The following is a 14,852-nucleotide window of genomic DNA, read 5'->3' as shown; positions in this document are numbered from 1 at the left end:
ATGATCTCGCCCCGTCGGCCCCCGGTAACGACTGGTACGGATGATACGGAAGTGTCGTACGTGCCGCCTAACCTGCCCGCCGTGGTCTCACCTCAATATGTCCAGGGCACGCTGGACGGCCTGCCGGACGGCACTCCCGGCGCGGACGGCTGGCCCGACGAGGCGACGTCACTGCGCCGGACCACCTTCGTGGTGCTCGACCTGGAGACCACCGGAGGCGCCCCGGACGGCGGCGGGATCACCGAGATCGGCGCGGTGAAGGTGCGCGGCGGCGAGGAGCTGGGGGTGCTCGCCACCCTGGTCAACCCGGGTGAGCCGATTCCACCGTTCATCACGGTGCTGACCGGGATCACCCAGGCGATGCTGCTGCCCGCCCCGCCGGTCGAGGAGGTGCTGCCCAGCCTGCTGGAGTTCCTCCGGGGTGCGGTGCTGGTGGCGCACAACGCCCCGTACGACGTGGGTTTCCTCAAGGCGGCCTGCGCCCGGCACGGCTACGCCTGGCCGAACCCCCGGGTGCTGGACACGGCGGCGCTGGCCCGCCGGGTGCTCACCCGGGACGAGGTGCCCAACCGCAAGCTCGGCACCCTGGCGGCCTACTTCCGCACCCCGCACCAGCCGAGCCACCGGGCGCTGGCCGACGCCAAGGCCACCGTGGACGTGCTGCACGGGTTGATCGCCCGGCTCGGCGGGCACCGGGTGGAGACCCTCGGCGAGGCGATCGAGTTCGCCAAGGCGGTCACCCCGACCCAGCGCCGCAAGCGGCACCTGGCCGAAGGGCTGCCCAGGGTGCCCGGGGTCTACATCTTCCGGGCCGCCGACGACCGGCCGCTCTACGTCGGCACCTCCGGGGACATCGCCACCCGGGTCCGCAGCTACTTCACCGCCGCGGAGAAGCGCGCCCGGATCTCGGAGATGCTGGCCGCCGCCGAGCGGGTCGAGGCGATCGAGTGCGCCCATCCGCTGGAGGCGGAGGTGCGCGAGCTGCGGCTGATCGGGGCGCACGCCCCGCCGTACAACCGCCGGTCGAAGTTCCCGGAGCGGGTGGTCTGGCTCAAGTTGACCTCGGAGCCGTACCCGAGGTTGTCCCTGGTCCGCTCGTTGGGCCCGGACGACGCGGCCTATCTGGGCCCGTTCAGCTCCCGCCGCTCCGCCGAGCTCGCCGCGGCCGGGGTGCACGACGCGGTGCCACTGCGCCAGTGCACGCCCAGGCTCTCGGTCCGGACCACCAGCCCGGCCTGCGCCCTGGCCGAGCTGGGTCGCTGCCCGGCACCCTGCGAGCACCGGATCTCGGTCGACGAGTACGCGCAGCGCGCGGTCGAGCCGGTCCGCTCGGCACTGGTCGACGACCCGCAGGTGCTGGTCGACGCGCTGCTGGCCCGGATCGGGGTGCTCTCCGACGCCCAGCGCTACGAGGAGGCGGCGGTGCTCCGGAGCCGGTTGGCGGCGGTGCTCCGGGCCACCGTCCGGATGCAACGCCTGGTCGGGCTGACCCGGATCGGCGAGCTGGCCGCCGCCCGGCGGACCGCCGACGGCGGTTGGGAGATCGCGGTGGTCCGGCACGGCCGGCTGGCCGGGGCCGGCACCGCCGCGCCGGGTGTGCCGCCCCGGAAGGTGCTCGACCTGGTCCGGGCCACCGCCGAGACGGTGCTGCCCGGGCACGGTCCGGTCCCGAACGCCTCGGCCGAGGAGTCCGAACGCATCCTGTCCTGGTTGGAACGGCCCGACACGCGGCTGGTCGAGACATCCGCTGGTTGGGCCTCCCCGGCCAGGGGCGCGGGGCGGTTCCGTGACCTGCTGGTCCGGGCCGAGGCGGCATCGTCGAGGCAACTCCCGACCGAACGCACATAAGCAAGTGACCGATCGGACGACCTTCACTCCTTTAGGCTGTTAGAGAAGTGCAGTCCTGCCCGATTTCGGGGCTTGCGTGCGCACTGGTCTTCCGCGCGTCCGTCGGCACCGGACGTGGCGGTGAGTGAGGAGGTGGCTCCGCGTGGACCTCGAAGCCGGTCACGGCGCTGCCTTCGGAAGCGCCCGCCCGACGGAGATCACGCTGAGCAGAAGGCTGCGCTCGTTGCTGTCCTGGCCGTCCGCTGAGGACGATCCGGTCACCCAACTGGTCCGGGCACACCGCAGCGTGCACCCCAGCGCCGACGTCGGGGTGCTGCGCCGCAGCTACGCCATTGCCGAGAGCATGCACCGGGGGCAGTTCCGCAAGAGCGGCGAGCCGTACATCACGCATCCGCTGGCGGTGGCGCAGATCTGCGCCGAGTTGGGGATGGACACCGTCACCCTGGTCGCCGCGCTGCTGCACGACACCGTGGAGGACACCCGCTACACCCTCCAGGCGCTCACCGGCGACTTCGGACGCGAGGTGGCGCACCTGGTCGACGGGGTGACCAAGTTCGACAAGGCGTTCTACGGCAAGGCCGCCGAGGCCGAGACGATCCGCAAAATGATCATCGCCGCGGGCAAGGACGTCCGGGTGCTGATCATCAAGCTCGCCGACCGGCTGCACAACATGCGTACCCTCGACGCCCGCTCGCTCGCCTCCCGGGCCCGGATCGCCCGCGCCACCCAGGAGGTGCTGGTCCCGCTCTGCGACCGGCTCGGCATCCAGGCACTCAAGCGCGACCTGGACGACGTGGTGCTGCGCCACCTCGAACCCGAGGCGTACGCCCGGATCGACGAGTACGTGCAGAACCGGCCGGAGTGGGCCGGCTATCTCGACGACGTGGTGGCCCAGGCCAAGGTGGTACTCCGGCGCGACAAGATCATCTCGACGGTACGGCGCCGGGACCGGCACTACTACTCGATCTGGAAGGACACGGTCGTCCGGGACCAGACCACCCCGTTCGACCTGCCCCGGATCGCCATCGTGGTGGACGGGCCGGACACCGACTGCTACGCCGCGCTCGGCTCGATCCACGGGCTGTGGCGGCCGGTCGCCGGGCGGTTCAAGGACTTCATCGCCGCGCCGAAGAACAACCTCTACAAGTCCCTGCACACCACCGTCATCGGGCCGGACGAGCGGACCGTCGAGGTGCTGATCCGGACCAAGACGATGGACCAGTCCGCCGAGTACGGCGTCGCCGCCGACTTCCGCTTCCCCAAGCCCGGCGTGGGCGCGGCGGGCAGCGCCGAACAGCTCGACTGGTTGCAGCGGGTGCTCAACTGGGAACGGGACACCGCCGACCCGGCGCAGTTCCTCCAGTCGCTGCGCTGCGACCTCGCCGAGACCCAGATCCAGGTCTTCGCCGAGGGGCGGCAGATCGTCCTGCCGGCCGGCTCCACCCCGGTCGACCTGGCGTACGAGCTGGGCCCGCACCGGGGCGACCACTGCCTTGCCGCGAAGATCAACGGCCGGCTGGCCCCGCTCTCGTCGGAACTGGACGAGGGCGACGTGGTCGAGATCTTCAGCGAGACCGACGCGCAGGGCGAGTTCGACCTGGCGGTCGCCCCACCGGGGCCGCGCAAGGAGTGGCTCGGCTTCGTCAAGTCGCCGCAGGCGCAGATGCAGATCAACCGCTGGTTCGCCGACCACCAGGAGCCGGCGATCTCGATCTCCGACAAGGTACGGCTGGGTCGGGCCACCATCGGGCTGACGCTGCGCAAGCACGACCGGGGGCTCGCCAACGACCTGCCGCTGCGCCGGCTCGCCGAGGAGCAGGGCTATCCCGACCTGGAAACCCTGCTGGTCGCGGTGGTCGACCGGACGGTCGAGCCGGACACGGTGGTCGAACAGTTGATCGCGATGGTGGACCACCAGGAGTGAAAGGGCCTGCCCCGGGCCACCCACCGGGACGGTAAGCCCTCTAGCCTGGTCCGGTGATCTCCCGCCGCTCGTCGACGCGCGCCGTCGGCTACAAAATCTTCTATCGCCTGCCCATCGGGGTGCGTCGCCGGTTGGTCCGGCTGGCGGTGCCGAAGTACATCGTCGGCGCGGTCACCCTGGTCCACGACGCCGAGGCGGCGGCACCGGGCCGGATCCTGCTGCTGCGCCAGCCGCCGGGTCGGAAGTGGACCCTGCCGGCCGGGCTGCTCCAGCGCCGCGAGTCCCCGCTGGTCGGCGCCGCCCGCGAACTGCACGAGGAGACCGGCATCAAGCTGCCGTTGACGGAGTTCGAGCCGGCCGTGCCGAACGCGGTGGTGCACCTCAAGGGCTGGGTCGACATGGTCTTCCAGGTGCGCGTCCCGGCCTCGACCACCGAACTGGTGGTCGACGGTGCCGAGGTGTTCGAGGCCGCCTGGCACCGGCTCGACGAGCTGCCTCCGCTCAGCACCGCGACCGCCCGGCTGCTCGCCCACTACCGGATCGGCCCGCTCGCCGAGACCGACCCGGCCGGCGCCCCGCCACCGTCGTGACCACCGCTCCCGACCCGGGGCCGCACGCCGACCCGACACGGATCGCCGCCGGCACGCCCGGTGCCGGTGCGCTCGCCGCCGGCACGCCCGGTGCCAGCGGCTCCCCCGCCCGCGTCGAGGTCTGTGCCGTGGTGCTGGCCGCCGGAGAGGGCCGTCGGCTCCGCCCGCTCACCGAACACCTGCCGAAGGCGCTCTGTCCGGTCGGGAACGTACCGCTGCTGGACCGGGCGCTCGCCCGGACGACCGCACTCGGCTTCGACAACCCGGCGACGGTCGCGGTGAACGCCTGCTACCTCGGTGACCAGGTGGTTCGGCACGTGGACGGCCGGGCCGCCCTCTCGGTCGAGCCCGGTGACCCGCTCGGCACCTCCGGCGGGGTCGCCAACCTGCGGAACTGGATCGACGGCCGGGGCGTACTCGTCGGAAACGCCGACGCCTACCTGGCCGCGTCCGACACGCCTCCCGGGCCGGACGTCGCCGCGCTGCTCGCCGGCTGGGACGGCACGACGGTACGGCTGCTCGGCCAGCCGGTCGACGGACCGTCCCGTCCCGGCGACTTCGGCCGGCACCGGTTCGCCGGCTTCTCGCTGCTGCCCTGGGCCCGGCTCCGCGACCTGCCCGTCGAGCCGGCGGAACTGGTGCACACCGTCTGGCGTCCCGCCGAGCAGGCCGGTGAACTGGAGGTGGTCGAGTTCGCCGGCCGGTACCTCGACACCGGCACGCCCGCCGACTACCTGGCGGCGAACCTGCACGCGGCGGGCGGCGGCAGCCTGGTCGACCCGACCGCCGAGGTGACCGGCAAGGTCCGGGCGGCGGTGGTCGGCGCCGGCGCCGTGGTACGGGGCAGCCTCGAACGCTGCGTGGTCTGGCCCGGCGGCCGGGTCCGGGCCGACGAGCACCTCTGCGACGCGATCCGGGTCGGCGACACCCTGACGGTCCCGGCGCCGGCCGCCCCCACCTCGGGCCGGTAGCCGCCGCCCACCGACCGAAGCTCTAGCATGGGCGGGCAGCCGCGACACGGCACCCGATCTCCGCCCGCCGCGAACTGCGCCAGCGAGCACGTCGACGAGAGGAGCCCACCGGTGATCACCGCGATCGTCCTGATCGACTGCGCCACCGACTCGATCCCCGAGGTGGCCGAGACGCTGGCGGCGGTGCCCGGCGTCAGCGAGGTCTACTCGGTCGCCGGCCACGTCGACCTGATCGCCGTCGTCCGGGTACGCGAGTTCGAGCAGATCGCCGAGGTGATCGCCGGACGGATCTCGAAGGTCCCCGGCGTGCTGGGTACGGAGTCGCACATCGCCTTCCGGGCGTACTCCCAGCACGACCTGGAGGAGGCGTTCGCGATCGGCCTCCCCGACCCGGACTGACGCCGCCCGAGGTCCGCCCCGGCTCATCCCGCGCCGGACTCGAACGCGGGTTACCGAGCGGTAACCTGAACCCGCTACGCTCGCCGGATGACGACCAATCCGGACCAGTCGCCGCAGCCGGCCCAGCCCCCTCGTCCGGAGCAGGCCACCGGATCTGGCCAGGACCCGCGTTCGGAGCGATCTTCCGGGTCGGGCCAGGAGCCGACTCCGAGCTACCAGGAGTCCTTCGTCGACCGTGACGGCGACCGGATCGCCCTGCGCAGCTATCCGGACCCGGCCGGCGCGCCGGACGCACCGGTCGTGCTGGTCTGGCCGGCGATGGGGGTGCGGGCCAGCTACTACGCGCCGTTCGCCGCCGCGCTGCGCGACGCCGGTCTGGCCGTGGTCGTGGCGGACCTGCGGGGCACCGGCGCCAGCACCCCGGCACCGAGCCGCGCCTCCCGGTACGGCTACGCGGAGCTGGCCGGTGACGTCGGCGCGGTACTGGAGAGCCTGAAGCCGCGGCTCGACGGCCGGAAGCGGATCCTGCTCGGCCACTCGCTCGGCGGGCAGGCCGCACTGCTGCATCTGGCGCTCGAACCCACCACCCAGGTCGACGGGTTGGCGCTGGTCGCGGTGGGACTGCCGTACTGGCGGGCCTACCCGGGCCGCCGTCTGGCGATCCTCGCCGGCACCCAGTTCATCCACGGCTGCGCGGCCACCCTCGGCAGTTGGCCGGGATGGGGCTTCGGCGGCCGGCAGGCGCGCGGGGTGATCCGGGACTGGGCCCACACCGCCCGGACGGGGCGCTTTCCCCGGCTGGACGGGGTGGACGTCGAGGCGGCCGTACGGGAGGTGCGTGCCCCGGTGCTGGCGGTCAGCGTCGACCACGACCAGTACTCGCCGCACGAGACCCTCGACTACCTCTGCGACAAGCTGGTCGCCGCCCCGATCCGGCGTACCCGTTACACGCTCGCCGAGAGCGGCACCCGGCTCGACCACTTCACCTGGGTACGCGCGTCGGCGCCGGTCGCCGCCCGGGTGGCGGCGTTCGCCGCGGAGCTGCCGCACCGGTAGCCTCCGCCGCCGCCACGGGCACCGGCGCACCGGTCCGACGACGGGTCCCCCGGCGTGGCGGCCGGAGGACCCGTCATGCCGCGGCGTCGCGGCGGTGGATCAACTGATGGTCGGGCTCGGCGTCACCGTGCCGCCCGGCGTCGGAGCGCCGGAGCTGACTCCCGGACTCGGTGCCACCGTGGTGCCACCGGGGATCGGGATGCCCAGACTCTGGGCCACCGCCACCAGCGCGTGGTGGTGCGCCTGGAGCACCGGAGCCGCCTGCTGCGCCACCTGCTTGGCCGACGGGTCGGAACCCTGGGTCAATTCGGCCTGCACGAGCTGCATCGCCTGGGTGTGCGCGGTCAGCTGCGCAGTGACCCACTGCGTGTCGAAATCCGCACCCGTGACATTTTGCAACTGGTTGATGACCGCCTGCTGCTCGCTGGTCACCTTGTTCGGCAGCGTCAGGGAGGCCGCCGAGGCGACGCTCTGCACCTTCTGGTCGAGCTGGGTGTGGTCCGTCACCAACCGACCGCCGAGGTCCTTGACCTCCTGGCTGGCACCCTTCTGCTTCGCCAGGTTGCCGGTCGCGATCTCCGCGAGGTTCACCTGGTGGATCGACTGCAGGAACTGCCTGTCCTGCGCCGACAGCGAAGCGGACGGCGTGGCCGACGGCGTCCCCGACGGTGCGGCAGCGGCGCCGTACGCGGCACCCGCCGGTACGAGGCCGAGCAGCGCCATCGAGACGAGCACGCCCAAGCGTTTGACGACCAACATGTTTGTTCCCCCCTCCGTCGTTGAACTTCGGGAGTACCCGGTCCACCCACACACACGCGGCCCAACGCCGCCAAGCTCGCAGACCCACCCCCAACGCCTGCCACCCCGCCCGTTTCGGCAGCGTGGCGCTCTTTGCCCGGAAGAGTGCCTCGACCGACGACGAGGCCACTCTTTCCCGGAAAACGCGGGGGTGCCCGAGTTACAGCTCGGCGGCCTTGGCGGTCTTGGCGAGGTCGACCCAGGTGTCGAGGGTGCGGGCGGCGGCGCCGGAGTCGATCGACTCGGCCGCCCGGACCAGGCCGTCGCGCATTGCCGGGAGGAGGCCGCCGGGAAAGCCGCCGTGGGCGGCCAGGGCGGCGGCGGCGTTGAGCAGCACCGCGTCGCGGACCGGGCCGCGCTCGCCGGCCAGCAGCCGCCGGGTCACGTCGGCGTTGAACGCGGCGTCACCGCCGCGCAGGTCGCCGGGGGCCGAGCGGGGCAGGCCGAGGTCGGCGGCGTCGGCCAGGGTCTCGGTGACCCGACCCTCGTGCGCGATCCACAGCCGGGTCGGCGCGGCGGTGCTGAACTCGTCGAGTCCGTCCTCGCCGCGCATCACCAGCACCGAGTCGCCGCGCTGGGCGAAGACCTCGGCCACCACCGGTGCCATCCGGGAGTCGAAGCAGCCGACCGCGCCGGAGCGGGGGCGGGCCGGGTTGGTCAGCGGGCCGAGGAAGTTGAAGACCGTCGGCACGCCCATCTCGCGGCGCGGCACGGCAGTGTGCCGCATCCCCGGGTGGAAGCGGGCGGCGAAACAGAACCCGATCCCGACCTCGGTCACGCAGCGGGCCACCCCGGCCGGGCCCAGGTCGAGCGGTACGCCGAGGAATTCGAGCAGGTCGGCGGCGCCGCACGAGGAGGAGGCGGCCCGGTTGCCGTGCTTGACGACGCGTACCCCGGCGCCGGCCACCACCATCGCGGTCATGGTGGAGATGTTGACGGTGTGCGCCCGGTCACCACCGGTGCCGACCACGTCCAGGGCGTCGGCCCGGAGCGCCTCCGGCAGCTCCACCAGGGTCGCCCGGCCCAGCATCGCCTCGACCAGGCCGGCCAGTTCGGCCGGGGTCTCGCCCTTGGCCCGCAGCGCCGTGGCGAACCCGGCGATCTGGACCGGGGTCGCCGACCCCGACATGATCTCCCCCATCGCCCACGCGGTGTCGGCGGTGGAGAGCTCCTCGTTGCGCAGCAGCGCGGCGAGCAGGTTGGGCCAGGTCCGTTCCCCCATGCGGGCCTCCCGGGCGGGGCGGGGTGGTGGGCGGTGTGTGGTGGTGCGTGACCCGGAGCCCTAGGAGCGCGCGCTCGCCCCGCTGGCGCGGGCGCGGAGCAGGCCGGCCACGGTCTGGCCGGTGGTCACCGGGTCGAGCGGGTACACCAGGGTGGCGTCGACCTGGGCGTAGGCCGCGAGCCAGCGGTCGGCGGCCCGGGCGATCACCAGGCAGGTCGGCGGGGCGTCGTCCCGGTCGTCCTTGACCTGCCGGGCGATGCCGAGCCCACCGGTCGGGCTCGCCTCGCCGTCGAGCAGCAGCAGGTCGATCTCGTAGTCGTCGACCAGCCGGATGCACTCGTCGTAGCTGGCCGCCTCGACGAACTCGACGGTCAGGTCGGCCGCCGGCCGGGTGCCGACGGCGAGCCGCATCCGGTCCCGGACCTCCGGGTCGTCGCTGTAGAGCAGGACGGTGTATTGACGATCGCTCATCGGTCGCTGGGCTCCCACCTCGTAGCTGCCCGCCGATCGTACCGGTCGGCTCCGGAGCCCGGCCGGCCCGCCCGGCGTTCGGGGCCGGCACCGCCCGAATCCCGGGACATCGGGTACGCCGGCCGCCGTACCCGGCCCGGCCCGTTACACCGGGCTGCCGGCGGCGCGTTCCCGGGCCTCCTGGCGGTCCAGTTCCCGGTCCGTCCGGCGGGCCTCCCGCTCGGACTGCCGCACCCACTGCACCACCAGCACGCCCAGCATGGTGACGCTGACGAATTCGCCGCCGGCCCAGAGGATGCCGCCGGCGACCTTCTGGTCGTTCCACGGATCGGACCAGGCCAGCGCCAGCGACGGGTACCAGTCGCCGCCGAAGAGCGTGGTGCTCTGCATGACGGTGAGCCCGAGCACGGTGTGGAACGGCACCGAGAGCACCATCAGCAGGGCCCGGGCCGGGTACGGCCAGCGGCCGGGCAGCGGGTCGAACCCGACCAGCGGCCAGAAGAAGAGGCAGCCGGTGAGGATGAAGTGCGCGTGCACCAGCTCGTGGCCGAACGGGTTCTCCAGGGTCCACCGGTAGAGCCCGGAGAAGTAGAGCACGAAGGGGTTGACCACGAAGACCGCGTAGGCGAAGAGCGGGAAGGAGAGCACCTTCGCCACCCGGCTGTGCAGCACCGCGAGGAGTCGCCGCCGGGGCGCCTTGCCGAGGGTACGCAGCGCCAGCGTCACCGGCGCGCCGAGCGCGAGGAAGATCGGCGCGACCATCGACAGCACCATGTGCTGGACCATGTGCACCGAGAGCAGCGTGGTGTCGTAGGCGCCCAGCCCGGTGAGCGTCACGGCGGCGATCCCGCCCAGCCCCGGCCCGAGGAAGAGCACGGTGCGCAGTACCGGCCAGGAGTGGCCGCGCACCCGCAGCCGGTGTACGCCGTACAGGTAGCAGGCGGCGGCCAGCACCAGGCCGACGGCGAGCCAGCTGTTCAGCGTGGCCTCGGTGAAGATGGTCGAGACGGTGAACGGTGCCGTCTCGGCGCCCCCAGCGGCGAGAACGGCCGGTGCCGGGGGCACCGCCGAGGCGGTACCGGGATCGAGGTGCAGCACGTTTTCAGGCTAGGCCAGACGAACCGGGCGGGGGATGTCACCCCGTCCGACGAGGCAGTTAGGCCACCCCGACGATGGCCGATGCCGATCAGGGGCAATAATGACCGCGTGACTGCGGCCTCAGCCATTGACAAGAGCCGGATCCACTCGCTGACGCGTCCCAACATGGTCAGCGTCGGGACGATCGTGTGGCTCTCGAGCGAACTCATGTTCTTCGCGGCGTTGTTCGCGATGTACTTCTCCATCCGGGCGGCGGCGCCCGAGCAGTGGGAGAAGCACACCGAGGTGCTGAACATCCCGTACGCGACGACGTTCACGGTGATCCTGGTGCTCTCCTCGGTCACCTGCCAGATCGGCGTCTTCGCCGCCGAGCGGGGTGACGTGCACGCGCTGCGCCGCTGGTTCACGCTCACGTTCGTGATGGGCCTGATCTTCGTCCTGGGTCAGCTCAACGAGTACCGCGAGCTGGTGCACCACGGCGTCAAGATCAACGGAGACGGGTACGGGTCGGTCTTCTACCTGACCACCGGCTTCCACGCGCTGCACGTGACCGGCGGTCTGGTGGCCTTCATCATCTTCATGATCCGGACCACCATGGGCCGGTTCACCCCGGCCCAGGCGACCTCGGCGATCGTCGTCTCGTATTACTGGCACTTCGTCGATGTGGTCTGGATCGCTCTGTACGGCATGATCTACTGGCTTCAGTGATCTTGGTCATGTCACGTTCCGCCCCGTTGCCCCGTCCCTGAGACAAGGTCGAGAAAACCGTTAAGGACACAGGCCATGACTTCTGACACCCCCGGCGGCGACCGCTCCCGCGGGCTGCTCTCGCGGCTGCGCCGCGCGCGGTCGAGGCCGCGCGGCAAGGCCCGGCGTCGACTGGGCGCCGCGGTCCGGTTGCTGGCCGCACTCACGCTGGCCGGCGGCGCCTACACCGTCTTCGCGCCGGGCCTTGCGGCGCAGGACACTCCGCAGCTCACCTCGGCGGCGCAGGAGGGCAAGGCGCTCTTCGACACGAGCTGCGTGAGTTGTCACGGCCGCAACGCCCAGGGCGTCGAGGGACGCGGGCCGAGCCTGATCGGCGTCGGCGCCGCCTCGGTGGAGTTCCAGGTGGGCACCGGCCGGATGCCGCTGGCCCGGCAGGAGGTCCAGGCCGAGGAGAAGCCCCCGGTCTTCACCGACGACCAGACGACCCAACTGGCGCAGTACGTGCAGGAACTCGGCGGTGGGCCGCAGCTCCCCGAGGGTGAGAACCTGCACGAGGGCGGCGACGCGGCCGAGGGCGGCCGGCTCTTCCGGATCAACTGCTCCTCCTGCCACGCCTTCGGCGGTGGCGGCGGCGCCCTCTCCTCCGGGAAGTTCGCGCCGAGCCTGCGGGACGCGACCGACCGGCAGATCTACGGGGCGATGCTGACCGGTCCGCAGAACATGCCGGTCTTCGGCGACAACCAGCTACGGCCGGAGCAGAAGGCCGACATCATCGCGTACCTGAACGAGACGGTGCAGAGCAACGCCGACCCGGGCGGGCTCAACCTCGGCCGGTACGGGCCGTCCACCGAGGCGTTGGTGGTCTTCCTGGTCGGCATCGTGGCGTTGATCTTCGCCGCTCTGTGGATTGCGGGTAAGTCGTGAGCACTTCCAACGAGGTACAGCCGCACGGGGCCGGACAGGAGCCGGTCGACCTGAGCGACCCGAGGTTGTCCCGGTTCGACATCGTCCGCGAGGGCGCCCGGCGCGACGACATCGAGATCGTCCACTACGAGGCGCAGTTCCCGGTGCCGGGCACCAAGGCGGAGCGCCGGCTGAGCCGGACGATCACGCTGATGTTCCTCCTGGTCGGCCTGCTGGCGACCGCCTTCCTGGTGGTCTACATCTGGTGGCCCTGGGACTACGAGGCCACCACCAGCGGTCTCGGGGTGCTCTACACCCCGCTGCTCGGCCTCACCCTCGGCCTCGCGCTGCTCCTGGTCGGCTTCGGGCTCCTGGCCTGGGGTAAGAAGCTGCTGCCCAAGGAGGTGTCGATCCAGGGCCGGCACGACGAGGATGTCGACGAGGACGAGCGCAAGCTCACCGGCAACACGATGCTCTACCTCGCCGACGAGATGGGCGTACGGCGTCGGCCGCTGCTCGGCGTCTCCCTGCTGGCCGGTCTCGCCCCGGTGGGTGCGGTCGCCGCGGCGCCGCTGATCGGCGGGATGATCGAGCAGCCGCACAGGAACAACCAGATGTTCACCACCGGCTGGAAGCCGCAGGACGACAAGCGGATCCACCTAGCCCACCACGACGGCACACCGGTACGCCCCGAGGACGTCAGCCCCGGCGGTCAGATCACCGTCTTCCCCGGCATTCCGGGGGGCGCGACCAACAGGTACGCGGACTCCCCGGTGCTGCTGATCCACCTGCGGGAGCAGGACGCGCGCGAGGCCCGCGAGGCGAACGCCCGGGAGGACAAGCCCGACTACATGTGGGGCAACTACATCGCGTACTCCAAGATCTGCACCCACGCGGGCTGCCCCGCCAGCCTCTACGAGCAGCAGACCAACCGGCTGCTCTGCCCCTGCCACCAGTCCCAGTTCCTGATCACCGACAACGCCCGCCCGATCTTCGGTCCGGCGAACCGGCGGCTTCCCCAACTGCCCCTCGACCTCGAGGGCGGCTTCTTCGTGGCGAAGTCCGACTTCACCGAGACCGTAGGGCCAGACTTCTGGGAGCGGCCATGAAGCGTCGAAGGTTCGACATGGCGGCGGTGCCCGGCAAGGCCGCCCGCGAGGTCGATGACAGATTGCACGTGGCGACCCCGCTACGTTCGCTGCTGAACAAGGTCTTTCCGGACCACTGGTCGTTCCTGCTCGGCGAGATCGCGCTCTTCTCGTTCGTCGTACTGCTGCTGACCGGCGTCTACCTGACGCTGTTCTTCGAGCCGTCGCTGCGCGAGGTGACCTACGAGGGCAGCTACCGGCCGTTGCAGGGCACCCACATGTCCGCCGCGTACTCCTCGTCGTTGGACATCTCGTTCGACATCCGCGGCGGCCTGATCATGCGGCAGATGCACCACTGGGCGGCGCTGCTGTTCATGGCCTCGATCATCGTGCACATGATGCGGATCTTCTTCACCGGAGCGTTCCGCAAGCCGCGCGAGCTGAACTGGATGATCGGGTACCTGCTCTTCTGGGTCGGCTTCCTGGCCGGCTTCACCGGATACTCGCTGCCGGACGACGGCCTCTCCGGTACCGGTCTGCGGATCGCTTCCGCGATCATGCTCTCCATCCCGGTGATCGGCACCTGGGTCACCTCGTCGATCTTCGCCGGGGAGTTCCCGGGTGAGATCATCATCAGCCGGTTCTTCATCGCGCACGTGCTGCTGATCCCCGCCCTGCTGGTGGCCCTGATCAGCGTGCACCTCGGTCTGATCTTCAAGCAGAAGCACACCCAGTGGCCCGGCCCCGGCCGGACCAACGCGAACGTGGTCGGTGAACGGATGTTCCCGCGCTACGCGCTCAAGCAGGGCGGCTTCTTCATGATCGTCTTCGGGGTGATCGCCGTGCTCGGCGGCGTGGCGCAGATCAACCCGATCTGGCTCTTCGGCCCGTACGAGGCCGGGGTGGTCTCCGCGGCGAGCCAGCCCGACTGGTACGTCATGTTCCTCGACGGCTCGACCCGGTTGATGCCGCCGTGGGAGATCTCCATCCCGATCGGCGACGGCTACGTGATCCCGCCGCTCTTCTGGCCCACCGTGGTGCTACCCGGGATCCTGACCGTGGTCCCGCTGCTCTACCCGTTCATCGAGGCCCGGATCAACAAGGACCGCCGGAGCCACCACCTCCTCCAGCGTCCCCGCGACGTGCCGGGGCGGACCGCCCTGGGCGCCATGGCGGTGACGTTCTGGCTGGTGCTGACCCTCTCCGGCGCCAACGACGTGATCGCGGAGAAGTTCTGGATCAGCCTGAACGCGATGACCTGGGCCGGCCGGATCGGCTTGATCGTCCTACCGCCGCTCGCCTACTACATCACCTACCGGATCTGCCTGGGCCTCCAGCAGCACGACCGGGAGGTGCTGGCACACGGTGTCGAGACCGGCATCATCCGCAGGCTGCCGAACGGGCAGTTCGTGGAGGTGCACCAGCCGCTCGGCCGGACCGACGAGCACGGACACAGCGAGCTGGAGTACGTCGGCTGGGTCGTACCGAAGAAGATGAACCGGCTCGGTGCGCTCGGCCCGGCGATCCGGGGCTTCTTCTACCCGATCGAGAAGCCGGCCGAGGCGCCGGTCTCGCCCGGTCACCCGCCGGTCGAGCCGCGCCCCGAGCGCGAGGAGATCGGCAGCGGCGACCGCCGCTGAACCACCCGCACCACCCCAGTGGCGTCCGCCGGAGTTCTCCGGCGGGCGCCACTGTCGTTCCAGGGTCGGAAACGCCGGGTCGGCCGTCAGAGGGCCGGACGGTGTCTGCGCTGTCACGGGGCGGACGTGACTGCGT

General features: G+C 71.5%; 14 protein-coding genes. 10 read left to right on the top strand and 4 right to left on the bottom strand.

Annotated features, from left to right (window positions below):
* Positions 1-81: 81 nt before the first annotated feature.
* From V1634_RS10320 to V1634_RS10295, 6 genes are all read left to right on the top strand, one after another.
* On the top strand, positions 82-1,848 hold the full coding sequence (locus V1634_RS10320; protein WP_331207531.1) for a DEDD exonuclease domain-containing protein: 1,767 nt from the start codon (positions 82-84) through the stop codon (positions 1,846-1,848).
* A 142-nt stretch (positions 1,849-1,990) separates the two neighbouring features.
* Positions 1,991-3,772 (top strand): RelA/SpoT family protein, encoded by a 1,782-nt coding sequence (locus tag V1634_RS10315; protein ID WP_331207530.1) that lies wholly within the window; start codon positions 1,991-1,993, stop codon positions 3,770-3,772.
* A gap of 56 nt (positions 3,773-3,828) precedes the next feature.
* A complete protein-coding gene (locus V1634_RS10310; protein WP_331207619.1) occupies positions 3,829-4,362 on the top strand; it encodes an NUDIX hydrolase in 534 nt (177 codons plus the stop codon).
* 128 nt (positions 4,363-4,490) lie between these two features.
* Positions 4,491-5,333 carry a nucleotidyltransferase family protein gene (locus V1634_RS10305; RefSeq protein ID WP_331207618.1) on the top strand — a complete coding sequence of 281 codons (843 nt, stop codon included), beginning with the start codon at positions 4,491-4,493 and terminating at the stop codon, positions 5,331-5,333.
* A 111-nt stretch (positions 5,334-5,444) separates the two neighbouring features.
* Positions 5,445-5,732, top strand: a complete 288-nt coding sequence (locus V1634_RS10300) for an Lrp/AsnC family transcriptional regulator (protein ID WP_107261565.1) — start codon at positions 5,445-5,447, stop codon at positions 5,730-5,732.
* Between the two features lie 87 nt (positions 5,733-5,819).
* Positions 5,820-6,788, top strand: a complete 969-nt coding sequence (locus V1634_RS10295; protein ID WP_331207529.1) for an alpha/beta hydrolase family protein — start codon at positions 5,820-5,822, stop codon at positions 6,786-6,788.
* 99 nt (positions 6,789-6,887) lie between these two features.
* On the opposite strand, the gene V1634_RS10290 is transcribed toward V1634_RS10295, so the two are convergent.
* From V1634_RS10290 to V1634_RS10275, 4 genes are all read right to left on the bottom strand, one after another.
* Positions 6,888-7,547, bottom strand: a complete 660-nt coding sequence (locus tag V1634_RS10290) for a DUF4142 domain-containing protein (RefSeq protein WP_331207528.1) — start codon at positions 7,545-7,547, stop codon at positions 6,888-6,890.
* A 199-nt stretch (positions 7,548-7,746) separates the two neighbouring features.
* On the bottom strand, positions 7,747-8,808 hold the full coding sequence (gene trpD, locus V1634_RS10285; protein WP_331207527.1) for an anthranilate phosphoribosyltransferase: 1,062 nt from the start codon (positions 8,806-8,808) through the stop codon (positions 7,747-7,749).
* A 60-nt stretch (positions 8,809-8,868) separates the two neighbouring features.
* The gene (locus V1634_RS10280; protein ID WP_331207526.1) at positions 8,869-9,279 is read right to left on the bottom strand and encodes a response regulator; all 411 of its coding nucleotides are present in this window, start codon (positions 9,277-9,279) and stop codon (positions 8,869-8,871) included.
* 144 nt (positions 9,280-9,423) lie between these two features.
* Positions 9,424-10,377, bottom strand: coding sequence for a cytochrome c oxidase assembly protein (locus tag V1634_RS10275; RefSeq protein ID WP_407951748.1), 954 nt, complete (start codon positions 10,375-10,377; stop codon positions 9,424-9,426).
* Positions 10,378-10,485: 108 nt separating this feature from the next.
* On the opposite strand from V1634_RS10275, the gene ctaE reads away from it, so the two are divergent.
* The 4 genes from ctaE (at position 10,486) to qcrB (ending at position 14,716) form a co-directional block, all read left to right on the top strand.
* Positions 10,486-11,085 carry an aa3-type cytochrome oxidase subunit III gene (ctaE, locus tag V1634_RS10270; protein WP_331207525.1) on the top strand — a complete coding sequence of 200 codons (600 nt, stop codon included), beginning with the start codon at positions 10,486-10,488 and terminating at the stop codon, positions 11,083-11,085.
* A 75-nt stretch (positions 11,086-11,160) separates the two neighbouring features.
* Positions 11,161-12,009, top strand: coding sequence for a cytochrome bc1 complex diheme cytochrome c subunit (qcrC, locus tag V1634_RS10265; protein ID WP_331207524.1), 849 nt, complete (start codon positions 11,161-11,163; stop codon positions 12,007-12,009).
* Positions 12,006-13,097 (top strand): cytochrome bc1 complex Rieske iron-sulfur subunit, encoded by a 1,092-nt coding sequence (qcrA, locus tag V1634_RS10260; protein ID WP_331207523.1) that lies wholly within the window; start codon positions 12,006-12,008, stop codon positions 13,095-13,097. The genes qcrC and qcrA overlap by 4 nt, the downstream gene beginning before the upstream one ends.
* Entirely contained in the window at positions 13,094-14,716 is a 1,623-nt protein-coding gene (gene qcrB, locus V1634_RS10255) for a cytochrome bc1 complex cytochrome b subunit (RefSeq protein ID WP_331207522.1), read from the top strand. The genes qcrA and qcrB overlap by 4 nt, the downstream gene beginning before the upstream one ends.
* The last annotated feature ends 136 nt before the right edge of the window (positions 14,717-14,852 follow it).

This window comes from Plantactinospora veratri (assembly GCF_036421995.1).
Lineage (GTDB): Bacteria > Actinomycetota > Actinomycetes > Mycobacteriales > Micromonosporaceae > Plantactinospora > Plantactinospora veratri.
Note: the sequence above shows the minus strand (reverse complement) of the source record. Positions and strands in the feature narration are given on the sequence as shown.

Coding starts and splice junctions, on each gene's coding strand:
- V1634_RS10295 (WP_331207529.1), top strand. CDS start 5,820: ATGACGACCAATCCGGACCAGTCGCCGCAGCCGGCCCAGCCCCCTCGT.
- V1634_RS10290 (WP_331207528.1), bottom strand. CDS start 7,547: ATGTTGGTCGTCAAACGCTTGGGCGTGCTCGTCTCGATGGCGCTGCTC.
- trpD (WP_331207527.1), bottom strand. CDS start 8,808: ATGGGGGAACGGACCTGGCCCAACCTGCTCGCCGCGCTGCTGCGCAAC.
- V1634_RS10280 (WP_331207526.1), bottom strand. CDS start 9,279: ATGAGCGATCGTCAATACACCGTCCTGCTCTACAGCGACGACCCGGAG.
- qcrC (WP_331207524.1), top strand. CDS start 11,161: ATGACTTCTGACACCCCCGGCGGCGACCGCTCCCGCGGGCTGCTCTCG.
- qcrB (WP_331207522.1), top strand. CDS start 13,094: ATGAAGCGTCGAAGGTTCGACATGGCGGCGGTGCCCGGCAAGGCCGCC.